Source organism: Streptomyces sp. NPDC052043, assembly GCF_044548235.1.
Lineage (GTDB): Bacteria > Actinomycetota > Actinomycetes > Streptomycetales > Streptomycetaceae > Streptomyces.
Window position 1 is genome coordinate 287,299 of record NZ_JBIUBT010000001.1, and the last position, 21,892, is coordinate 309,190.

20 protein-coding genes and 1 tRNA gene are annotated in these 21,892 nt (G+C 71.0%); 13 read left to right on the top strand and 8 right to left on the bottom strand.

Translation table 11 applies throughout. From position 1 onward, the window contains the following. Positions 1-94: 94 nt before the first annotated feature. On the bottom strand, positions 95-2,842 hold the full coding sequence (aceE, locus tag ACIHCX_RS01265; RefSeq protein WP_400025448.1) for a pyruvate dehydrogenase (acetyl-transferring), homodimeric type: 2,748 nt from the start codon (positions 2,840-2,842) through the stop codon (positions 95-97). Positions 2,843-3,264: 422 nt separating this feature from the next. Between aceE and ACIHCX_RS01270 the strand changes: the two genes are divergently transcribed. From ACIHCX_RS01270 to ACIHCX_RS01295, 6 genes are all read left to right on the top strand, one after another. Continuing rightward, positions 3,265-3,702 carry a DUF3052 domain-containing protein gene (locus tag ACIHCX_RS01270; RefSeq protein ID WP_400025450.1) on the top strand — a complete coding sequence of 146 codons (438 nt, stop codon included), beginning with the start codon at positions 3,265-3,267 and terminating at the stop codon, positions 3,700-3,702. 118 nt (positions 3,703-3,820) lie between these two features. Then, positions 3,821-4,279 carry a peroxiredoxin gene (locus tag ACIHCX_RS01275; RefSeq protein WP_400025452.1) on the top strand — a complete coding sequence of 153 codons (459 nt, stop codon included), beginning with the start codon at positions 3,821-3,823 and terminating at the stop codon, positions 4,277-4,279. Positions 4,280-4,415: 136 nt separating this feature from the next. After that, the gene (locus tag ACIHCX_RS01280) at positions 4,416-4,991 is read left to right on the top strand and encodes a TerD family protein (RefSeq protein ID WP_400025454.1); all 576 of its coding nucleotides are present in this window, start codon (positions 4,416-4,418) and stop codon (positions 4,989-4,991) included. A 114-nt stretch (positions 4,992-5,105) separates the two neighbouring features. Continuing rightward, positions 5,106-5,684 (top strand): TerD family protein, encoded by a 579-nt coding sequence (locus ACIHCX_RS01285; RefSeq protein WP_400025456.1) that lies wholly within the window; start codon positions 5,106-5,108, stop codon positions 5,682-5,684. Positions 5,685-5,735: 51 nt separating this feature from the next. After that, a complete protein-coding gene (locus ACIHCX_RS01290; protein ID WP_400025457.1) occupies positions 5,736-6,884 on the top strand; it encodes a DUF475 domain-containing protein in 1,149 nt (382 codons plus the stop codon). A gap of 120 nt (positions 6,885-7,004) precedes the next feature. Next, positions 7,005-7,742, top strand: a complete 738-nt coding sequence (locus ACIHCX_RS01295; protein ID WP_400025458.1) for a Tellurium resistance — start codon at positions 7,005-7,007, stop codon at positions 7,740-7,742. A 65-nt stretch (positions 7,743-7,807) separates the two neighbouring features. Here ACIHCX_RS01295 and ACIHCX_RS01300 read toward each other — a convergent pair whose 3' ends face one another. Then, complete coding sequence (locus ACIHCX_RS01300) at positions 7,808-8,593, bottom strand: TerD family protein (protein WP_400025460.1); 786 nt, start codon at positions 8,591-8,593, stop codon at positions 7,808-7,810. Positions 8,594-8,790: 197 nt separating this feature from the next. Here ACIHCX_RS01300 and ACIHCX_RS01305 point away from each other — a divergent pair, with 197 nt between their 5' ends. Genes ACIHCX_RS01305 through ACIHCX_RS01315 form a run of 3 tightly spaced genes read left to right on the top strand, consistent with a single transcriptional unit; the run spans position 8,791 to position 13,539 of the window. Continuing rightward, positions 8,791-9,969 carry an HpcH/HpaI aldolase/citrate lyase family protein gene (locus tag ACIHCX_RS01305; RefSeq protein ID WP_400025462.1) on the top strand — a complete coding sequence of 393 codons (1,179 nt, stop codon included), beginning with the start codon at positions 8,791-8,793 and terminating at the stop codon, positions 9,967-9,969. A 37-nt stretch (positions 9,970-10,006) separates the two neighbouring features. Then, positions 10,007-12,727 carry a phosphoribosyltransferase gene (locus tag ACIHCX_RS01310; protein WP_400025464.1) on the top strand — a complete coding sequence of 907 codons (2,721 nt, stop codon included), beginning with the start codon at positions 10,007-10,009 and terminating at the stop codon, positions 12,725-12,727. Next, positions 12,727-13,539: an HAD family hydrolase gene (locus ACIHCX_RS01315; RefSeq protein ID WP_400025466.1), complete on the top strand. Its 813-nt coding sequence runs from the start codon at positions 12,727-12,729 to the stop codon at positions 13,537-13,539. The genes ACIHCX_RS01310 and ACIHCX_RS01315 overlap by 1 nt, the downstream gene beginning before the upstream one ends. Positions 13,540-13,544: 5 nt before the next feature. Here ACIHCX_RS01315 and ACIHCX_RS01320 read toward each other — a convergent pair whose 3' ends face one another. From ACIHCX_RS01320 to ACIHCX_RS01330, 3 genes are all read right to left on the bottom strand, one after another. After that, positions 13,545-13,766, bottom strand: a complete 222-nt coding sequence (locus ACIHCX_RS01320) for a zinc ribbon domain-containing protein (protein ID WP_100567009.1) — start codon at positions 13,764-13,766, stop codon at positions 13,545-13,547. A gap of 166 nt (positions 13,767-13,932) precedes the next feature. Next, positions 13,933-15,351, bottom strand: coding sequence for a hypothetical protein (locus tag ACIHCX_RS01325; RefSeq protein ID WP_400025468.1), 1,419 nt, complete (start codon positions 15,349-15,351; stop codon positions 13,933-13,935). A gap of 74 nt (positions 15,352-15,425) precedes the next feature. After that, on the bottom strand, positions 15,426-16,196 hold the full coding sequence (locus ACIHCX_RS01330) for a DUF4097 family beta strand repeat-containing protein (RefSeq protein WP_400025470.1): 771 nt from the start codon (positions 16,194-16,196) through the stop codon (positions 15,426-15,428). Positions 16,197-16,551: 355 nt separating this feature from the next. On the opposite strand from ACIHCX_RS01330, the gene ACIHCX_RS01335 reads away from it, so the two are divergent. Then, positions 16,552-18,075, top strand: coding sequence for an IS200/IS605 family accessory protein TnpB-related protein (locus ACIHCX_RS01335; RefSeq protein WP_400026562.1), 1,524 nt, complete (start codon positions 16,552-16,554; stop codon positions 18,073-18,075). A gap of 75 nt (positions 18,076-18,150) precedes the next feature. Then, positions 18,151-18,222: transfer RNA gene (locus ACIHCX_RS01340), tRNA-Val, on the top strand. Positions 18,223-18,299: 77 nt separating this feature from the next. Here the strand turns inward: ACIHCX_RS01340 and ACIHCX_RS01345 are convergent. Continuing rightward, positions 18,300-18,647, bottom strand: a complete 348-nt coding sequence (locus ACIHCX_RS01345) for a hypothetical protein (RefSeq protein WP_400025472.1) — start codon at positions 18,645-18,647, stop codon at positions 18,300-18,302. 279 nt (positions 18,648-18,926) lie between these two features. Between ACIHCX_RS01345 and ACIHCX_RS01350 the strand changes: the two genes are divergently transcribed. Beyond that, positions 18,927-19,157: a DUF2277 domain-containing protein gene (locus ACIHCX_RS01350; RefSeq protein WP_400025474.1), complete on the top strand. Its 231-nt coding sequence runs from the start codon at positions 18,927-18,929 to the stop codon at positions 19,155-19,157. Between the two features lie 125 nt (positions 19,158-19,282). Here ACIHCX_RS01350 and ACIHCX_RS01355 read toward each other — a convergent pair whose 3' ends face one another. Together ACIHCX_RS01355 and ACIHCX_RS01360 are read right to left on the bottom strand one after the other, a co-directional pair. Then, on the bottom strand, positions 19,283-19,864 hold the full coding sequence (locus ACIHCX_RS01355) for a DedA family protein (protein WP_400026564.1): 582 nt from the start codon (positions 19,862-19,864) through the stop codon (positions 19,283-19,285). Positions 19,865-20,145: 281 nt separating this feature from the next. After that, a complete protein-coding gene (locus tag ACIHCX_RS01360; protein ID WP_400025476.1) occupies positions 20,146-20,799 on the bottom strand; it encodes an HNH endonuclease family protein in 654 nt (217 codons plus the stop codon). Positions 20,800-21,236: 437 nt separating this feature from the next. On the opposite strand from ACIHCX_RS01360, the gene ACIHCX_RS01365 reads away from it, so the two are divergent. Further along, complete coding sequence (locus ACIHCX_RS01365) at positions 21,237-21,815, top strand: TMEM165/GDT1 family protein (RefSeq protein ID WP_400025478.1); 579 nt, start codon at positions 21,237-21,239, stop codon at positions 21,813-21,815. Positions 21,816-21,892 lie beyond the last annotated feature (77 nt).

Here is a 21,892-nt window from a genome sequence, read left to right on the forward strand (position 1 = left end):
CGGCCACGACGCGGCCTGCCCCGGCAGCGCGAAGGGGCGGGTGGCGGGGCACACGGCCCCGCCACCCGCCCCTTTTCGTCGCCCGTTGCCCGCTCTAGGCGTCGCCGCCCGCCGTGCCCGGGTCCGCCGCCGGTACCTCCAGGAGCCGGTAGCGGTCCAGGGCCTGCTTCAGCACCGACCGGTCGACCCTGCCCGCGCGGGCCAGCTCCGTCAGCACCGCCAGCACGATCGACTGGGCGTCGATGTGGAAGAACCGCCGGGCCGCCCCGCGGGTGTCGGCGAAGCCGAAGCCGTCGGCGCCCAGCGACTGGTACGGCCCCGGCACCCACCGCGCGATCTGGTCCGGCACCGAGCGCATCCAGTCGGAGACGGCCACGAACGGCCCCTCGGCCGCGCTCAGCCTCCGCGTCAGCCACGGCACCCGCTGCTCCTCCTCCGGGTGCAGCAGGTTGTACTCCTCGCACGCCACGGCCTCGCGCCGCAGCTCGTTCCAGGAGGTCGCCGACCAGACACCGGCCCGGACGTTCCACTCCTCGGCGAGGATCCGCTGCGCCTGAAGGGCCCAGGGGACCGCCACACCCGACGCCATGATCTGCGCCGGGATGTCGCCCGCCGTGCCCTTGTCGAGCCGGTGCAGGCCCTTGAGGATGCCCTCCACGTCCACGTCCGCGGGCTCGGCCGGCTGCTGGATCGGCTCGTTGTAGACGGTGAGGTAATAGAAGACGTCCTCGCCGTGCGGATGCCGCTCGTCGCCGCCGTACATGCGGCGCAGGCCGTCCTGCACGATGTGCGCGATCTCGTACCCGTAGGCCGGGTCGTAGGCCACGCACGCCGGGTTGGTGGAGGCCAGCAGCTGGGAGTGGCCGTCGGCGTGCTGGAGACCCTCACCGGTCAGGGTCGTGCGGCCGGCGGTCGCGCCCAGGACGAAACCGCGCGCCAACTGGTCGGCCATCTGCCAGAACTGGTCGCCGGTGCGCTGGAAACCGAACATCGAGTAGAAGACGTACACCGGGATCAGCGGCTCGCCGTGCGTGGCGTACGCCGAGCCCGCCGCGATCGCCGAGGCCGTGCAGCCCGCCTCGGAGATGCCGTCGTGCAGCATCTGCCCGGTCGGCGACTCCTTGTAGGCGAGCAGCAGGTCGCGGTCGACGGACTCGTACTGCTGGCCCAGCGGGTTGTAGATCTTCGCGCTCGGGAAGAACGAGTCCATGCCGAACGTGCGGTACTCGTCCGGCGCGATCAGCACGAACCGCCTGCCGATCTCGTTGTCCCGCATGAGGTCCTTCAGCAGCCGGACGAAGGCCATGGTGGTCGCGATGGACTGCTGGCCCGAGCCCTTCTTCACGGACGCGTACGTCCTGTCGCCCGGCAGCCGGAGCGGCTCGGAGCGCACGATCCGGGTCGGCACGTAGCCGCCGCAGCCCTTGCGGCGGTCGTGCATGTACTGGATCTCCTCGGTGTCCCGGCCCGGGTGGTAGTACGGCGGCGGGCCGGACTCCAGCTCCCGGTCGGAGATCGGCAGGTGCAGGCGGTCGCGGAAGTGCTTGAGGTCGTCGACCGTCAGCTTCTTCATCTGGTGGGTGGCGTTGCGGCCCTCGAAGTTCGGGCCCAGGGTCCAGCCCTTGACCGTCTTGGCCAGGATGACCGTCGGCTGGCCCTTGTGCTCCAGCGCCGCCTTGTACGCCGCGTAGATCTTGCGGTGGTCGTGACCGCCGCGGCCCAGGTGCAGGATCTGCTGGTCGGTCATGTTCTCGACCATCTTGCGCAGCCGGTGGTCGTCGCCGAAGAAGTGCTCGCGGATGTACGCGCCGGACTCGGTGGCGTAGGTCTGGAACTGGCCGTCCGGCGTGGTGTTCATCTTGTTGACCAGCACGCCGTCGCGGTCCTGCGCCAGCAGCGGGTCCCAGGTGCGGTCCCAGATGAGCTTGATCACGTTCCAGCCGGCGCCGCGGAAGACCGACTCCAGCTCCTGGATGATCTTGCCGTTGCCCCGCACCGGGCCGTCCAGGCGCTGGAGGTTGCAGTTGACCACGAAGGTCAGGTTGTCCAGCCCCTCACGGGCGGCGATGGACAACTGGCCGAGCGACTCCGGCTCGTCCATCTCGCCGTCGCCCAGGAAGGCCCACACGTGCGAGTCGGAGGTGTCCGCGATCCCGCGCGCGTGCATGTACCGGTTCATCCGGGCCTGGAAGATCGCGCCGATCGGGCCGAGGCCCATGGAGACCGTCGGGAACTCCCAGAAGTCCGGCATCGAGCGCGGGTGCGGATAGCTGGACAGGCCGTACGGCGCCTTGGACTTCTCCTGGCGGAAGCCGTCCAGGTGCTGTTCGGTGAGCCGGTCCAGCAGGTACGCGCGCGCGTAGATGCCCGGCGAGGCGTGCCCCTGGAAGAAGACCTGGTCACCGCCCCTCCCGTCGTCCTTGCCGCGGAAGAAGTGGTTGAAGCCGACGTCGTAGAGCGAGGCGGAGGAGGCGAAGGTGGCGATGTGGCCGCCGACGCCGATGCCCGGCCGCTGGGCGCGGGAGACCATCACCGCGGCGTTCCAGCGCGTGGCGTTGAGGATCCTGCGCTCGATCTCCTCGTTGCCGGGGAAGAACGGCTCGCTCTTGGTGGGGATCGTGTTGACGTAGTCCGTGCTGCGCATCTCGGGCACGGCCACGCGCCTCTCGCGGGCGCGCTCGATCAGGCGGAGCATGAGGTAGCGGGCCCGCTCCCGGCCTCGCTCGTCGACCGCCGCGTCGAGCGAGTCGAGCCACTCCTGGGTCTCCTCGGGATCGAAGTCAGGAACCTGACTCGGGAGGCCGCCAATGATGATCGGGTTTCGATCGGATCCGGAAGCCACGCTGTTCCTTACCTGTCAGAGGACTGACATATCTGGGACGTGTCTGGGTTCGTTCTGCTGGATTCCAGGGTTCCTGTAGGTTTGTCTGCCTGTGCCTGCACCGTTCCCCATCGTGTACCTCGCGCAAGCCGCACGTCATCTCTACCGCGGGGTAACCCTGGGGTCCTGTGGGCATCCCCTGCCCGGACGCGTGCCCCCAAACACGCGAACCGGGCGGACCAGACAGAACGGTGTGGTGTGTGTCACCCCTGATCGCGATACCGTGTCAGGAGTTGCGGCGACACAGCCGGGATCGTCACCGTTTCGGCGGTCTGGACCGCCGGGTACTTGCGCGATCCGGCCCGCCCGTGTGGACTACGGCCAATGCTTCGCGCACGCGCGTGGCTGAAGACCTAAATCGCAACATCATCAGGAGGCAACCCGTGAGCGCGACCGCGGACCACGCGGAGGAGCGGACTAACCCGGCCGCCAGGCTGGGATTCCAGCCCGGGCAGGTGGTCCAGGAGATCGGCTACGACGACGACGTCGACCAGGACCTCCGCGAGGCCATCGAGGAAGCGACCGGCAGCGAACTCGTGGACGAGGAGTACGACGACGTGGCCGACGCCGTGGTGCTGTGGTTCCGCGACGACGACGGCGACCTGACGGATTCGCTGGTGGACGCCACCACGTACATCGAAGAGGGTGGCGCGATCCTGCTCCTCACGCCGAAGACGGGCCGTTCCGGCTACGTGGAGCCGAGCGACATCTCGGAAGCCGCGACCACGGCGGGTCTGTCGGCGAGCAAGAGCGTCAGCGTCGGCAAGGACTGGAGCGGCAGCCGGCTCGCGACCCCCAAGGCGGCCAAGTCCAAGAAGTAGCTCCACCTCGTCCCCGGACGACGGACGGGCCGACTCGTGTCGGCCCGTCCGTCGGCCTGCGGTGATCACTGCGTAGGGTGGTATCACCCGAACAGTCCCACCGAAGGGAAGCACGACGATGGCGATCCAGGTCGGCGACAAGGCCCCCGACTTCGAGCTCAAGGACAACCACGGCCGGACCGTGAAGCTGTCCGACTTCCGCGGCGAGAAGAACGTGGTGCTGCTCTTCTACCCGTTCGCCTTCACCGGCGTGTGCACCGGCGAGCTGTGCGCCCTGCGCGACAACCTGCCGAAGTTCGTCAACGACGACACCCAGCTGCTCGCCGTCTCCAACGACTCCATCCACACCCTGCGCGTCTTCGCCGAGCAGGAGGACCTGGAGTACCCGCTGCTGAGCGATTTCTGGCCGCACGGCAACACTTCGCGCGCCTACGGCGTCTTCGACGAGGGGAAGGGCTGCGCGGTGCGCGGCACCTTCATCATCGACAAGGAGGGCGTCGTGCGCTGGACCGTGGTCAACGGCCTGCCGGACGCGCGCGACCTGAACGACTACGTGAAGGCGCTCGACACCCTGTGATCCGGTGCCCCCGACACCGGTGATTCTTCGGCTCCAGGGCCTGCGTGGCGCGGGAACCCGTCACTAGGATCGAGTCGTTGATCCCATATCCGATGCACGACGGGGCTCCCCGCCCCCGGAAACCAATGGAGGACTCGTGGGAGTCAGCCTCAGCAAGGGCGGCAACGTATCGCTGACGAAGGAGGCCCCGGGCCTGACCGCGGTCCTCGTCGGCCTGGGCTGGGACGCCCGCACCACGACCGGCAGCGACTTCGACCTCGACGCCAGCGCGCTGCTGCTGAACAACTCCGGCAAGGTGGCCAGCGACCAGCACTTCGTCTTCTTCAACAACCTCAAGAGCCCGGACGGCTCGGTGGAGCACACCGGTGACAACCTCACCGGTGAGGGCGAGGGCGACGACGAGACGATCAAGGTCAACCTCGCCGGTGTCCCGGGCGACGTCGACAAGATCGTCTTCCCGGTCTCGATCTACGACGCCGAGAACCGCCAGCAGTCCTTCGGGCAGGTGCGCAACGCGTACATCCGCGTGGTGAACCAGGCCGGCGGCCAGGAGATCGCGCGGTACGACCTGAGCGAGGACGCCTCCACCGAGACGGCCATGGTCTTCGGCGAGCTGTACCGCAACGGCGCGGAGTGGAAGTTCCGCGCCATCGGCCAGGGCTACGCCTCGGGCCTGCGCGGCATCGCGCAGGACTTCGGCGTGAACGTCTGAGCCCGGGCCCGCACGGCTCAACACCCATCCCGACCGTCCGGCGTCGCGCGTTTCAGCGCGGCGCCGGACGCGCAGGACAACCACACAGGCACCACCTCGGGGAGGACCAGCATCATGGGCGTCACGCTCGCCAAGGGAGGCAACGTCTCCCTCTCCAAGGCCGCACCGAACCTGACCAACGTCATGGTCGGACTCGGCTGGGAGGAACGCTCCACCACCGGAGCGCCCTTCGACCTCGACGCCAGCGCGCTGCTGTGCACCGGCGCCAACCGGGTGCTGGGCGACGAGTGGTTCGTGTTCTACAACCAGCTCACGAGCCCGGACGGCTCGGTGGAGCACACCGGCGACAACCTCACCGGTGAGGGCGAGGGCGACGACGAGACGATCCTGGTGGACCTCACCAAGGTGCCGCCGCAGTGCGAGAAGATCGTCTTCCCGGTCTCCATCCACATGGCCGACGAGCGCGGCCAGACCTTCGGCCAGGTCTCGGACGCCTTCATCCGCGTCGTCAACCAGGCCGACGGCACCGAACTCGCCCGCTACGACCTGAGCGAGGACGCCAGCACCGAAACCGCCATGATCTTCGGTGAGCTCTACCGCTACCAGGGCGAATGGAAGTTCCGTGCCGTGGGTCAGGGGTACGCGTCGGGGCTGCGCGGAATCGCCCTAGACTTCGGGGTCAACGTTTCGTAAAGCCACGTGCGGCACGGGGGAGACCCGTACCGGATACGGATGGGGTAGCCAGTGCTCGTGAAAACCTTCGGCTGGTCGTTCGCGGTGACCGCGGTCGGCCTGGCCGCGGCGGTCTTGTACGGGGGGTGGACCGCCTTCGGGATCGTGGCGATCCTGTCCATCCTCGAGATCTCGCTGTCCTTCGACAACGCGGTCGTCAACGCCGGAATCCTGAAGAAGATGAACGCCTTCTGGCAGAAGATCTTCCTCACGGTCGGCGTGCTCATCGCGGTCTTCGGCATGCGACTGCTCTTCCCGGTCGTGATCGTCGCGATCAGCGCCAAGATGGGCCCGGTCGAGGCCGTCGACCTCGCGCTCAACAACAAGGACCGGTACCAGCAACTGGTCACGGACGCCCACCCGGCGATCGCCGCGTTCGGTGGCATGTTCCTGCTGATGATCTTCCTGGACTTCATCTTCGAGGACCGGGACATCAAGTGGCTGCAATGGATCGAGCGGCCGCTCGCCAAGCTCGGCAGGATCGACATGCTGTCGGTCTGCATCGCCCTGGTCGTGCTGCTCATCACCTCCTTCACCTTCGCCACCCACGCCCACCAGCACGGCGGCGCGCACGTCGACAAGGCGCAGACGGTGCTGATCGCCGGCATCGCCGGTCTGATCACGTACATGGTCGTCGGCGGCCTGTCCGGCTACTTCGAGGACAAGCTGGAGGCAGAGGAGGAACACGAGCACGAGGAGGAGGAAGAGGCCGCGCGCACCGGCAGGAAGCGCTCGGCGATCGTCCTGGCCGGCAAGGCCGCGTTCTTCATGTTCCTCTACCTCGAGGTGCTCGACGCGTCCTTCTCCTTCGACGGCGTGATCGGCGCCTTCGCCATCACCAACGACATCGTCCTGATGGCCCTCGGCCTCGGCATCGGCGCCATGTACGTCCGCTCGCTCACGGTCTACCTGGTCCGCCAGGGCACCCTCGACGACTACGTCTACCTGGAGCACGGCGCGCACTACGCGATCGGCGCGCTGGCCGTGATCCTCATGGTCACCATCCGGTACCAGATCAACGAGGTGATCACCGGCCTGGTCGGCGTGGTCCTGATCGCCGCCTCCTTCTGGTCCTCGGTGCGCCGCAACCGCGCCCTGGCGGCGGCCGAGACGAACGCCGCGGGGACGGACGCGCAGAGCGAGGTCTCCTCAGGGGTGTGACACCCCTGAGGGTGAGGGAACGCTCTTGTGCGGGGCGGCCCACGAGGACCGGGTCGAATCGGTCCTTAGGGGCCGCCCCGACGCGTGGGTCCGGTGGGTGAACTGGGGGCGGAAAGGAACATGGGCTTCTTCGACGGTCTGCGGGGAGGACGCGCGGCCGACTTCGACTCGGGCAGCGCCTCGACCAACGCGATCGAGCTGACCAAACGGCACCACCATGTGTCGCTGACCAAGCAGGGCGCGGCCACCGGGCATCTGCGCATCAACCTGACCTGGCGGATGCGCACCTCGGACTTCGGCGGTCCGCGCCGGCAGAGCCTGCTGCGGCACCCCTTCAAGGCGCTCAAGCCGCCGGAGGTGCTCGGGCACAGCCAGAGCATGGTCAACGTCGACCTCGACCTCGGCTGCATGTACGAGCTGTCCGACGGCACCAAGGGCGTCGTACAGCCCCTCGGCGGCTTCCTCGGCGACGTGAACGCGCCGCCGTACGTCAAACTCAGCGGCGACGACCGGTTCGGCTCAGGGTCCGGCGAGACCATGTACATCAACCTCGACCACCGGGACGAGATCAAACGGCTGCTGGTCTTCGTCTACATCTACGACCAGACACCCGCCTTCGACCGCACCCACGCGATCGTCACGATGTACCCGAGCAACGGCCCGCGCATCGAGATCGGTCTCGACGAACGCCATCCGCAGGCGCGTTCGTGCGCGGTGGTCCTGATCGAGAACGTCAAGGGCGAACTGGTCGTCCGCCGCGAGGTCAAGTTCGTCTACGGCTTCCAGTCCGAACTGGACCGCCTGTACGGCTGGGGCCTCCAGTGGGGCAGGGGCTACAAGTCCAAGGCGGACCGGTAGCGCGAGCCGCCCCTCGGCCGGCTCCCTCCGCCGTACCGCCGCTCGGCCCTGTCCGCCGTACCGCCCTACCGCCCGATGAACTGCGGTCCCTGCGGCGGCAGCCGGAACTCCGGGTCGGGCGCGGCCGCCACCGGCTGGGGGTAGCCGTACCCCGACGCGGCCGGGGCCGCCACCTGCTGCTGCGGGTAGCCGTACGCCGGCTGCGGATACCCGTACGCCGGCTGGGCCGCCGAAGGCACCGCGACGGGCTGCTCCGGCGGCAGCGGCTGCGCGGCCGGAGCGGCGCCCTGCACGGCCTGCGCCTCCTCCGACTCGTCCACCGAGATGCCGAAGTCCGTGGCGAGGCCCTTCAGACCGTTCGAATAGCCCTCACCGAGCGCGCGGAACTTCCAGCCCTCGCCGCGCCGGTACAGCTCACCGCAGATCAGCGCCGTCTCCTGGCCGGTCTCCGGGGTGATGTCGAAGTAGGCCAACGGTTCCTCACCGGCGGCCGTCGCGTCGTACAGCAGGATGCGCAGCCCCTGTACGACGTCGAAGGCGACGCCGTCCGCCGAGGCGACCAGCAGGATCCGGGTCACATCCGGTTCGAGCCCGGCCAGGTCCGTCTGGACCGTGTCCGCCAGACCGTCGGCGACCCGCTTCTTGCCCAGCCGCCAGACCTTCCCGGACGGATGCCGCGGCTGGTTGTAGAAGACGAAGTCCTCGTCGGAGCGCACACGGCCGCCGGGACCCAGGATCAGCGCCGAGGCGTCGACGTCCGGGATCCCCTGCCCGGGAGTCCAACGCACCACCGCCCGCACCGTGGTGGCGTCCAGCGGGACGTTCGACCCCTTCAGCATCGCGTGCGTCATGCGGCCATCCTGCCTTCTCCGTCCTGGTCACGACAACGCGGGGCGTGGCCACGGCCACCGGACACGGGGCGTGGACACAGCCGGGTCACCTGAAATTCATGCCCCGCGGGAACCTCGGACATGGATTCGTACGTACTATTACCGGCCACCTTTTACCAGTCTTCGCAGGCCGCTCGACGCGCCACGGGGGGAGCTTCATGCGTCATTTCGGGCACCTCGCCGCCGAGGCACGGCAGCGTCTCTTCCACCGGGAGCCGGGCGAGTTCACCGCCGACTCCCCGGCCCGGACGCTCTCCGCGGCCCTGGGCGCCACCCTCTACAGCCCGGCCACCCGGCCGCGGCTCGCCGGCGACATCGTCAAGCAGGCGGCCCGTGGCGTGGTCTCGATGGTGCTGTGCCTGGAGGACTCGATCGACGACGCCGAGGTGGAACACGGCGAGGAGAACCTCGTCGCGCAGTTCGCCGAACTGGCAGCGCTCCCGCAGGCACCCGGCTCCGCGGAGCTTCCGCTGCTGTTCATCCGGGTCCGCACCCCCGAGCAGATCCCCGACCTGGTACGGCGTCTGGGGCCCGCCGTGCGGCTGCTGTCCGGGTTCGTGCTGCCGAAGTTCACCGCGGAGCGGGGCATCCCGTTCCTGGAGGCGGTCGAGACCGCCGAGACGGCCGGCGGACGACGGCTGTTCGCCATGCCGGTCCTCGAATCGCCCGAACTGCTCTACCGGGAGTCACGGGTGGAGACCCTGGAGGGGATCTTCCGCGCCGTCGACAAGCACCGCGACCGGGTACTCGCGCTGCGCCTCGGGGTGACGGACTTCTGCTCCTCCTACGGGCTGCGCAGGGCCCCCGACATGACGGCCTACGACCTCCAGGTCGTCGCCTCCGTGATCGCCGACGTGGTGAACATGCTGGGCCGGGCCGACGGCACCGGGTTCACGGTGACCGGGCCGGTCTGGGAGTACTTCCGGATGCAGGAGCGCATGTTCAAACCGCAGCTGCGGCAGAGCCCCTTCATGGAGGTGCAGGCGGTCGAGCTGCGCGAGAAGCTGATCGAGCACGCGATGGACGGGCTGCTGCGGGAGATCTCCCTGGACCACGCCAACGGGCTGCTCGGCAAGACCTGCATCCACCCCTCCCACGTCCTGCCCGTGCACGCGCTGTCGGTGGTCAGCCACGAGGAGTTCAGCGACGCGGCGGACATCCTGCGGCCCGAGCGCGGCGGCGGGGGCGTGCTGAGGTCGACGTACACGAACAAGATGAACGAGGTGAAGCCACACCGCGCCTGGGCCCAGCGGACCCTGCTGCGCGCCGAGGTCTTCGGCGTCGCGCGGGAGGACGTCGGCTTCGTGGAACTGTTGGCCGCCGCGGTCCTCGACTGACCGCACCACATCACCGCCGAAGGCACACAAGGAAGGCATGAACAAGCCAGTGAACGACGGGCTCTGGTCCGGCACCTGGGTCGCCGAGCGACTCGGCGTCGAACTCGTCGGCGACGACGGGCTGACGGACCTGCTGGGGCTCGCGCTGCGGCGCAACCCCAAGCGGGCGCACCTGCTCGTGTCCAACGTGCTCGGCAAGCACGTGCCGCAGTCCCCCTCGGTGGTGTACGGCCACGGGTTCGCCCTGGGCCGCCGGGTACGGGACCAACTGGGCGCGGAGCGGTCCGGCCGCGCGGTCGTCCTCGGCTACGCGGAGACCGCGACGGGCCTCGGCCACGCGGTCGCGGACGGCTTGGGCACCGCACCGTACCTGCACTCCACGCGCCGCCCGGTCCCCGGCATCGCCACGGCCGGCGGCTTCGAGGAGTCCCACTCGCACGCCACCTCCCACCTCCTGCTGCCCGAGGACCCCGCCCTGCTGGCCTCCGACGGCCCGCTGGTCCTGGTGGACGACGAGTTCTCCACCGGCAACACGGTCCTGAACACCCTTCAGGCCCTGCACGCCCGCTACCCGCGCAAGCGGTACGTCGTGGTCGCGCTGGTCGACATGCGGGCCCCGTCCGACGCGGACCGCCTGCGGCGGTTCGCCGACCGGATCGACGCCGAGGTGTCCCTGGTGACCACCGCCTCCGGCACGGTCCGCCTCCCCGCGGACGTCCTGGCCAGGGGCCAGGAACTCGTCGCCCGCCACGAAGCAGCCCAGCAGACGGAGCCGAAGCCGGAATCGGTCGCGTGCGGCGACCCGGAGGGGGCGATCCCGCCCGCGTCGGCGGAGTGCGGGCCGGAGCCTTCCCGGTCGGACTCGGTGGGTGTGCCCGACGGGTCGGAGTCGGTGGCCGGTGCGGGGGCCTCGGCCGCCTCCGCGGAGCCCTGCGGGGTCACGGCCGGGCGCGGGGCGGTGGGGGCCGTGTACCGCGGGGCGTCCGTCGTGCCGGGCCAGCGGGGTTCGGGGCGGGTCCGGCGGGTCGAGTTGCGGTGGCCGCGAGGGGTTCCCGACGGGGGGCGGCACGGATTCACGCCGGTGCACCGGAACCGGCTGGAGCGGGCGCTGCCCGCCATGGCCGCCCGGATCGCCGAGGCGCTGCCCCGGGGCGCGCGGCGGGTACTGGTCCTCGGCTGCGAGGAGCTGATGTACGCGCCGCTGCGACTGGCCCGGGAGGTGGAGCAGGTCGTGGAGGCCGAGGTGCGGTACTCCACCACCACCCGCTCGCCCGTCCTGGCCGTGGACGACCCCGGGTACGCGATCCGCACCCGGCTCGTCTTCCCGGCGCACGACGACCCGGCCGACGGCCCCGGCGAGCGCTACGCCTACAACGTGGCGGGCGGCGGCTTCGACGCCGTGGTCGCCGTCGTCGACTCCGCCGCCGACACCCCCGAACTGCACGCGCCCACCGGCCTGCTGGCCCGGCTCGCCGCGCACACCCCGCACGTCCTGCTCGCGGTCGTGCCCTCGCACCTCCCCGTGCCCCCGCACGCCCCCGAAAGGCCCCCGATGCTGCCCGAGCCACTGCGCGGCCCCGCCTTCTCCTCGTACGCGCCCGACGAGGTCGGCTGGCTGCTCCAGGACCTCTCGGACGCGACGCTGGAGGCACCCACGGAGGAGCGCGAGGAGGCGATCCAGAGCGGCGGCGCGCACTACGCCGAGTCGCTGCCGGTGGAGTACCAGCCCAGCGAGCAGTACCAGGAGCTGTTCCACGCCGCCCTGACGGCCTCCGCCGCGCGCATCGCCCAGGCCGTCGGCGTGGTCACCGAGACGATCCTCGCCGAACTCCCCCTGCGCCGGAGGAACCCCGCCGGGCCGGAGGACAACCCCGGCCCCGGCTCCGGCCCCGTGCTCGTCTCACTCGCCCGCGCCGGCAGCCCCGTCGGCGTACTGATGCGCCGCTGGGCCCGGTTCCGGCACGGCCGGGACCTGCCGCACTACGCCGTGTCCATCGTGCGCGGCCGCGGCATCGACACCAACGCGCTGCGCTGGCTCGCCGCCCACCACGACCCCCGCGACGTCGTCTTCGTCGACGGCTGGACCGGCAAGGGCGCCATCACCCGCGAACTGGCCCAGGCGGTCAGGACGTTCGAGGAGCGCGAAGGCGTCACCGGGTTCGACCCGGAGATCGCGGTGCTGGCCGACCCCGGCTCGTGCGTACGGACGTACGGCACCCGGGAGGACTTCCTCATACCCTCCGCCTGCCTCAACTCCACCGTGTCCGGGCTGATCTCGCGAACCGTGCTGCGCGCGGACCTGGTCGGCCCGCACGACTTCCACGGCGCGAAGTTCTACCGCGAACTGGCCGGCGCCGACGTGTCGAACGTCTTCCTCGACGCCGTCTCCCAGTACTTCCCCGAGGTCGCGGACCGCGTCGACTTGGCCGCCAAGGAACTCCTGTCCACCGAGCGCACCCCCACCTGGGAGGGCTGGGCGGCCGTCGAGCGCATCAGCGAGGAGTACGGCATCCACGACGTCAACCTGGTCAAGCCCGGCGTCGGCGAGACCACCCGCGTGCTGCTGCGCCGGGTGCCGTGGAGGATCCTGGCGCGGGCCGGCGCCGGCGCCGACCTGGACCACGTACGGCTGCTGGCCGAACAGCGCGGGGTCCCCGTCGAGGAGATCGACGAACTGCCGTACAGCTGCGTGGGGTTGATCCACCCCCGGTACACGCGCGGCGCGACTGGCGCCGACGGCAGGGCGGTGACCCACTGATGCCGGTCCTGGTGGCGAGCGATCTCGACCGTACGCTCATCTACTCCTCCGCCGCCCTGGCACTGACCATGCCCGACGTGCGGGCGCCCAGGCTGCTGTGCGTGGAGGTGTACGAGAGCAGGCCGTTGTCGTACCTGACCGAGACGGCCGCCCACCTGCTCACCGAACTCGCCGGCACCGCACTGTTCGTGCCCGCCACGACCCGCACCCGCGAGCAGTACCTGCGCGTCAACCTGCCGGGCCCGGCCCCGACGTACGCCGTCTGCGCGAACGGCGGCCACCTGCTGGTGGACGGCCTGCCGGACGACGACTGGCACCGGCACGTGGTCGGGCGGCTGGCCGACGAGTGCGCGCCGCTCGCGGAGATCCAGGAGCACCTGCTGCGCACCGCCGACCCGGCCTGGGTGCACAAGCACCGCGCCGCCGAGGACCTGTTCGCCTACCTCGTGGTGGAGCGCGCACTGCTGCCCGAGGGCTGGGTCGAGGAGCTGGCCGCGTGGGCGGCCGACCGCGGCTGGACGGTCTCCCTCCAGGGCCGCAAGCTCTACGCCGTACCCAAGCCGCTGACCAAGAGCGCCGCCGTCCGCGAGGTCGCCCGCCGCACCGGCGCCGACCTCGTCCTCGGCGCCGGCGACTCGCTGCTGGACGCCGACCTGCTGCACGCCGTGGACCGCGGCTGGCGGCCCGGACACGGTGAACTGGCCGACACCGGCTGGACGGCACCCGGTGTCGCCGCCCTGCCCGAGCGCGGGGTGCTCGCCGGGGAGCGAATCGTGCGGGAGTTCCTCGAGGCGGCCCGGGCGCCCCGGTAGGAACGTCAGCCGCAGCAGCCTCCGCCGCAGCACCCGCCGCCGCCCGAACCGGATCGCGGCGCGGGTGCCGGGGCGGCCGCCGAGCCGCCCACCGCGACCGTGGACAGCAGCTTGACCGTGTCGTCGTGGCCGGCGGGGCAGCTCGCCGGGGCGGACGACTCCGCCATCGGACGACTCAGTTCGAAGGTGTCGCCGCAGCTCCGGCAGCGGTATTCGTAGCGAGGCATACGCTCAGACTAACGGGCGTGACCGGACACACGACCCCTCGTGTTTCCCATGTCCCGGACTTCTGCCCGGTCCCTGCGCGGGGGCACCGCTTTTGCGCCGAGGCACCGCTCTCGCGCGGGGCACCGCACAACAGGTCGGTGCCCCCGGCGAGCGGGCAGCGGGCCGTCAGCGGCCGGCTCCCCGCTCCTCGCGGATCCCGGCCACCACCGCGGCCACCGCCTGCCGGACCGCCTCGGTCTCCGTCAGGAAGTGCCAGTAGTCGGGGTGGCGGCCCTCCAGCGTGGCCACCGCCCGCTCCAGCCGGCCCACCGAGTCGTCCAGCGGGCGGGCGTGCCGCGGATCCGGTGTCGTACGGCCCGACATCGCCAGCCGCTGCGCGTCCCGGATCGCGAACCGGGTCCGCTCGATCTCCGCCTGCGGGTCCTTCTGCACCTCGTTCAGCCGCCGCAGCCGGTCCCCGGCGGCCGACACCGCCTCGTCGGTGGTGTTCAGCAGCGCCCGCACCGTCGACAGCAGCGCGGTCGCCTCCGGCCAGCGCTGGGCGTCCCGCGCGGCCCGAGCCTCCCGGAGCTTCGCCTCCGCCTCCCGCACATTCCCGGCGGCCTGATCCGGCACCTGCTGCAGATCCTGCCAGCAGGCGGCCGTGAACCGCCGCCGCAGCTCGCTGAGCACCGGCTCCACCTGTCCGGCGCGCGTACTCAACGCCTGCGCCCGGGTGCGCAGCGACACCAGCCGATGATCGATCTCGGCGGCCTGTTCCGGCAGCCGCACCGCCTCCGCCCGGATCGCCTCCGCCTCCCGCGCCACCCGCTCGGCGCGCTCCAGCGTCGGCTGCACGCCGTGCTGCCCCGCGCCCTGGTTGAGCCTGGTCAGCTCGGGGGAGAGCGCCGCGAGCCGGGCGGCCAGGTCGTCCGCCCGGAGCCCGGAGCCGCGGGCGTCGTCCAGCGCGCCGGCGGCGGCGCTCAGGGCCTGCCGGGCGCGCTCCACCGCGGGCGCCACACGGGCCAGTTGGGTCTCGGCCTTCCCGAGCAACGGCCCCAGGCCACTGCCGAAACGGTCCAGCTCCCGTTTGACGTTGAGCAGTTCGTCCTTGGCGGAGGTCAGGTCCACGCGCGCCCGGGAGGCGACCGAGGCCTCCAGGTCGTCGCGGTCCAGGTCCTGGGCGTCGACGGCCTGGATGTAACGCTGACTGACCTCGTCGATACGCCGGCCGAGCGCCTCGAACTCGCCGATCGCGCGGCGGGCGTCGGGAGAGTCGTCGACGGCCGTGATCGTCTCGATCGAGATCCGCAGGTCCCGCTGAGCGGTGTCCAGCTCGTAGAAGGCGGCCGCGGCGGCGTCCTTGGCGGCCTGCGCCTCGGCCCGCTGGGTCTCGGCCCGACCGCCGAACCAGCGCCGGGTGCCGCCGCCCGCGAAGGCGGCCGGCAGCGCGAGCAGGGCGAGCACCGGCAGGCCCATCAGGACGAGCACGTCACGGACGTCACGCGCGGGCGCGCTGCGCGCCGGGCCCGGACAGGCGCTCCGAGGCCGGGGCCGTGCATACGGCGAATGCGGCTGTGCGGGGGTCGCCGGTGTCGCCGTCACGTCCCTCTCCCGTGCTGTGGTCCGCCATGCGTGCGGTCATTCTCCCATTCGCGGCGGACGAACACACGGGCCGGTCAGTCAACCGTACGAACTGTGATCCTTCCGTCGCCGGTGGTCGCGGACACCACGTGGGAGCTGGCGTCGTTCCGGGGCACGGAGACGTCCACCGAGCCGTCGTCGGTCTTCGTCGTCACCCGGTACGCGGCGCGCGGCAGCACCATGCTGATGGAGCCGTCCCCGGAGCCGGCCTCCACCCGGTCCGGCACGGCGTCCAACTCGAGGCGGACCGAGCCGTCGCCGGTGGTGGCCCGCACCCGGCGCGAGGAGACCTCCGCCCGTACGGACCCGTCGCCGGAGCGCAGCTCCAGGGGCCCGGTCGAGTCGGTGACGTGCACGGACCCGTCGCCGGTACGGATGCTGAGCGCGTCCTGGAACCCGCGCGCCCGCACGCTGCCGTCGCGGTCCTCGACCTTCACGGCGATCCCGCGCGGCACCTCGATCCGGTGCTTCGCCGAGCAGTCGGCGACGAACCCCGAGCACTTCATCCGCAGGACCAGCCGGTCGTCCTTCATGGACCAGGTCACCCTCGGATCGTCCCCGATCAGCACGGACCCCTGGAACCAGCGGGTGACCTCCACGGTCCCCGCCTTCGCCGAATCGGCCGCGACGATCTCCAGCGCCGAGTCGTCCGAGTCGACGGTCAGGGTGCTTCCGTGCAGGGCGAAGGAGCGCCGCTCGGGGCTGGTGTCGTCCTCGGCGGAGCCCCCGCAGGCCGTGGCCGTGGCGACCAGAGCCACGACGACACCGGCGACTGCGGCGACACGAGCGGACGCGGAACGGGACATGACGATCTCCCCCTGACAACGGACGACGAGCCCCCACGGCTCTGTAAGAACCGTAGAAAGAACCACCACCGCGGAGAATCCGGTGCGCCACCGGACCCGGGGTAGGGCTAGCACCCGTCGGTGTCCGGATGCTGACCTCCGGAGAGGTCAGGAGTTCTCGTGTCGAACAGGGTGACCTTTGCGGTCGGTGCTCGTTGAGTGCGAGGAAGGAGACTTCGGGACCGGCGGGGGTGGTGAGGTGGATGGACGGCGGAAGGCGACACCGCCGTTCGTGGTACCCGGGCCGGCCGGTGTGGCAATCCGGTCACGACTGCGGCTGTCGCCGACAGATGCCTTGGTACTGACCGAGGTGGGCATGTTTCTCGGCTCGCTGGCGTCGCGGGATCTCGCGGCGCGATCCCGGCAGGGGCTGAGCCACGACGCCTCCTCTTGGGCGGTGCGGAAACGAGGGCTGCCCCAGTCCTCGTCGGCGCGTTGGGCGGGGAGCATCACCAAGGCGACCCACGATCAGTGGGCGTTGGCGCGGCGCGGTCAGGCCGCCGAGATGGCATGGCTGCGGGGGCAGATCACACGGATCGAGGCCAGACTGGCCCGCCCGCTGGGCGCGAAGGCAGAGAAACGGACCGGAGCGGTGCGGGGCTATGCCACCCGAGCGGAGTGGCATGCCAAGTCCCGCCGTCTGCGTGTCCTCCAGGACCGGCTCACCGCTCTGCAGACGGAATGGTCGGCGGGCCGGGTGCACGTAGTGCGCGGCGGCAAGAGGCTCGCGCGGCTTCGCCACCATCTGGACGAGGCGGGGCTGAAGCACCAAGCCTGGCAGGAGCGATGGCGGACTGCCCGGATGTTCCTTGCCGCAGACGGGGAGTCCGGCAAGCGCTGCGGCAACGAGACCATCCGTGTCACCGAAAGCGGAGAAGTCTCGATCAGGCTCCCGGCCGACCTGGCCCACCTGGCGAATGCCCCGCACGGCCGGTACGTGCTCGATGTGGCAGTGGCGTTCACCCACCGGGCCGGGGAATGGCGGGACCGGATCGTTGCGGACCGGGCGGTGGCCTACCGCATTCACCTCGATGTCCTGCGCGGCCGCTGGTACGTGACGGCTTCCTGGCAGCGTGCCACGGCTCCGGTGGTGCCGTTGCAGGCTGCTCTGGCTCGCGGCGTGGTTGTGGTGGACATGAACAACGACCATCTTGCCGCCTGGCGCCTCGACGTGCACGGAAACCCGGTCGGCGCGCCCCGGCGGTTCTTCTACGACCTGTCGGGCAGCGCCCAGCACCGGGATGCCCAGATTCGGCATGCGTTGACGCGGCTGCTGCACCACACCCGGCGCACCGGGGCCTCCTCGATCGCGATCGAGGATCTCGACTTCACCGACGGCAGGACGCGAGAGAAGCACGGTCGCAACAAGCCGTTCCGTCGCCTCATTTCCCGCTTCCCTACTGCCAGGCTCAGGGCTCGACTGGTGTTGATGGCAGCGGAGTGGAACGTCGGCGTCGTCGCGGTGGACCCTGCCTACACCTCGCAGTGGGGTGCCCAGCACTGGCGGCAGCCGCTGACGACTCCGGCTCGCCAGGTGACTCGCCACGACGCGGCAGCCGTGGCGATCGGACGGCGCGCCCTCGGGTATCCGATCCGGCGACGGGCGGCACCGCCCCCGCACGACCAGGGAGATCGTGCGGGGCATCGGACCGTCCAGGCCGGACCGGAGACTCGTCGGCGTGAGGAGACCCGCCCCCGCTTTCCCGGACCACGGACACGATCCGTGCCGCCCGGGCGCGGAGCGAAAGCGGGCGACCAGCGTGCTCAACACCGCTCGGGGCACGCGGCTGGGCATACGCCCTGGCAACAGGACGTACTCCCGCCCAGTCTCCAGGAATGATGGCTGACCTCCTGTCTGTCCGTGTTACGGATTTGGAGGGGGACGCCCCGGACAATGTAGGCTGTCGACGGTCCCGGGTGCGTAGCTCAGCGGTAGAGCGCCTGCCTTACAAGCAGGATGTCGGCGGTTCGAAACCGTCCGCGCCCACCGGTTGGTTGATGTGAGCAGGGCCCAGGTCGGCGGGTTGGAACCCGGAGACCTGGGCCCTTGCCTTTTGTGGCTCGCTAGGCCTCGTCCTCGTCGTCCGGGGGCTTGTGGGCGTGTTTCAGGTGGCTGCGGGCGGTGATGCCGTCCGGGCCGGGAAGATCCGACCAGTAGCGGTGGGTGGTGACGAACACCGCGAGTTCGTGTTCGCGGCGGCGGAGCTTTTCGACGGCGGCCTGCTCGTCGGGCGTCCAACCCGGTGAGGCCGGCCGTTCCACCTTGCGCCAGCCGCTGTCGTCGCTGAACCCGTCCAGCGGCACGACCGACCAGGGCAGCCGCTTGAGCAGGGCCGCCAGCTCGGCCCGGACCTGGTGCAGCTCCTCCTGACCGGCGAGGAGGTCACTCGGGAAGTCATAGGGCGTAGCCACGAGGCAATGCTACGCCTGTTCGATTTTAGGGGGCGACCGCAATGTGGGGGGTTCATGTGTTCGAGTTCGCTCTGGGGGCGGGGGCGGCTTTGGAGCAGGGCTCTTGAGGAGCAACGGCGGATGCCGGGGTCGGGGCACGGTCCGTGCCGGGGGGACCGTCGGCGGCATGCCGCCTCCGCGCGGTGGCGTGCGGGTCGCCGCGATCGGGCGCCGTACCGTCTCAGGGCGGTACGGCGGGGCGCTTGCGCGGCGGGTGCGGGGCGTGCTGACACTGGGGGCATGTGCCGGAGCATCAAGACACTGCGCCCGCCCGTGCTGCCCGAGGAGGCGTCCGAGGAGGAGATCAGGGCGGCCGCGTTGCAGTTCGTGCGGAAGGTCTCGGGGTTCCGGGCGCCGGCCGCGCACAACCAGGAGGTCTTCGACCGGGCGGTCGACGTGATCGCGCAGGCCACGCAGGAGTTGCTGGCGGGGCTGGAAGTGCGGGGGCAGGCGGCGCGCAGGACCGGGTGACGGCCCGGCGGCGACTGGGGGACTGGGCGGCGGGGGAAGGGCGGCCGGGTGACTGGGCGGCGCCCGGGTGGCTGGGCTGCGGGGGGAAGGTGAGCGGCGGCTGTGGTGTCTGCCGGCGGGCTCTCCTACGACGCCTCCGCCGGCTTCGGTGGCCGCCGCATCAGGTACGCCGCTCCCGCGCCCGCCGCGAAGAGCGCCGCCACCGACACGCAGGTCGCCAGCCAGGCGGCGCCCAGCCAGCGGGTGCCGAAGTAGCCGAGGGCCACGCTGTAGGTGGCCCAGGACAGGCCGGCCAGCGCGGACCAGGGCAGGAACTCGCGGACCCGGCGGTGGGTCGCGCCGGCGCTGAAGGAGACCACCGAGCGGCCGGCCGGGGCGAAGCGGGCGAGGACCACCAGCGCGCCGCCTCCGCCGCGGGACAGGGCCGCGCCGAGCCGTTCCTGCGCCTTGCTCAGCCGCCGGGAGCGGGAGATCGCGCGGTCCAGGCGCTCGCCGCCGTGCCGGGCCAGACGGTAGGCGACGAGGTCGCCCAGTACGGACGCCGTCGCCGCGCACAGGGTCAGGGCCAGGATGTCGGGCACGTTCTGCGGGACGCGCCCGGCCGCCGCGCCGGTGCCCGCGGCCGCCGCCGTGGCGGCCGTCACTATCAGCACGCCGCTGGGCAGCACGGGCAGGAACACGTCCAGCAACACGGACGCGGCCACCATGACGTAGATCCATGGAGTGCCGGTGAGTGTCCCCACCCTCGCCACACTCTCCAGCACCGAGAACTCCCCCCGTCACCCCCGTGGACCGCGGACCGTGCCGCGGTGTCGCGCGGGAGCGGCAGGAGCGGCCTGTGCACAGCCATACAGCGTACGCCGGAAGTGTGACAGAAGTTTCATCGGGGGCTCATGCGGTTGCCGAGGCCCGTGTCGGTCCGGTCGTCCTCAGCCGCCCCGTACGGGGCGTACGGGGCGGCTGAGGACGGTGGGAAGGGCCCGGGGGATCAGCAGGCGGCGAGGTAGTTCTGGAGCGCGGTCTTCTCGGCCGTGTCGACGGAGAGGTTGTAGTAGTACTTCACCTGCACCCAGGCGCGGACGTAGGTGCAGCGGTACGACGTCTGGGTCGGCATCCACTGCGCCGGGTCCTTGTCGCCCTTGGACCGGTTGGAGCTGGCCGACACCGCGATCAGCTGGGGGCGGGTCAGGTCGTTGGCGAACGCCTGGCGCTGGGCGGTGGTCCACTTGCTCGCGCCGGAGTCCCAGGCCTCGGAGAGCGGGACGAGGTGGTCGATGTCGAAGCTGGAGGAGTTGGTGGTGGTGGCGCCGTCGTACGCGGAGGTCCAGTTGCCGCTGGTGGCGGCGCAGTTGGCGTCGGTGACGACGTTCGAGCCGTCCCGCTTGAGGACCGTCTCACGGGTGTCGCACTTGCCGCTGATGGTGATCCAGTGCGGGAAGAGGTTGCGGTCGTAGCCGGTGTGGTTCGGCGTCGCGACGGTGAGCGAGGCGAGGTAGGTGCGCGCGGTGGCGGCGGTGACCGGGGTGGGGAGGGCCGCGGAGGCGGTCGGGCCGTTCAACAGGCCTATGGCGGCGATGAGTCCGGTGATCGCCGCGACTATGCTGAGTCGTTGACGCGCGTAGAGCTTGAACCTGCGGGACATGCGAACTCCCTTGGGGGGTGTGGGGCGTTGGGGGTGAGTGGGGGGAGGCGAGGGAATGCTCGCCGCGCAGCGTTGCGAGCAGGTGAGTGTGCGGTGAGAAGTTAGTGACGTGTGCATGACAGGGCAAGAGGTGCGACGGGACTCGCTGCTCGCTGTGATGTGGATCTCGGCGCCGGCCGGGTCGCGCCGGCGGTCGCGTACGATGGGCGGCGCGGAAGGGGAGTAGCTCTTCGCCGGACCGTCGACATACTGCTCAGCTCGGCTGAGCCGGCGCCCGGAGGCGGGCCTCGTGAGCGAGGCCGGCCAGCGAGACCTTCGGTGAGCAGTGCACGCCCGTGCCCTACGGCAGGGGTGAACCCGTGTGCTGCCCTGCCGAGGCGTCTTGTCGCACCAGTCGCAGCACTCTCGGCGGGGTGGCCCCGACCGATTGAGGAACAGTGATCACCTTCAGCGTCCTGGCGCTCGTCTTCGGCGTCGTCTTCCTCGCGGAGCTGCCGGACAAGACGGCGCTCGCGGGGCTCGTCCTCGGTACGCGTTACCGGGCCTCGTACGTCTTCGCCGGCGTCGCCGCCGCGTTTCTGCTGCACGTCGTGCTGGCCGTGGCGGCCGGCAGCGTGCTGACACTTCTGCCGCAGCGGATCGTGCACGCGCTGACGGGCGTGCTGTTCCTCGGTGGCGCGGCCATGCTGCTGCTGAAGAAGGGCGACGGCGAGGAAGAGGTCCGGCGGCCCGAGGACCAGTCCTTCTGGAAGGTCGCGGGGACGGGGTTCATGCTCATCCTGGTCGCGGAGTTCGGTGACCTCACGCAGATCATGACGGCGAACCTCGCCGCCCGTTACGACGATCCGCTGTCGGTGGGGCTGGGGGCGGTGCTGGCGCTCTGGGCGGTGGCGGGGCTCGGGATCGTGGGGGGCAAGGCGTTGATGCGGCGGGTGCCGCTGGCGTTGATCACGAAGGTGGCGGCGTTGTTGATGGCGGGCCTGGGGGCGTGGAGCCTGTGGGAGGCGGTGGCGTAGCGCGCGGCGCCCCTGCGTTTCCTACTCGCCTGCCTGCCTGCCTGCCCGCCCGCCCGTCTCGGTGACGGAGGTGTGGT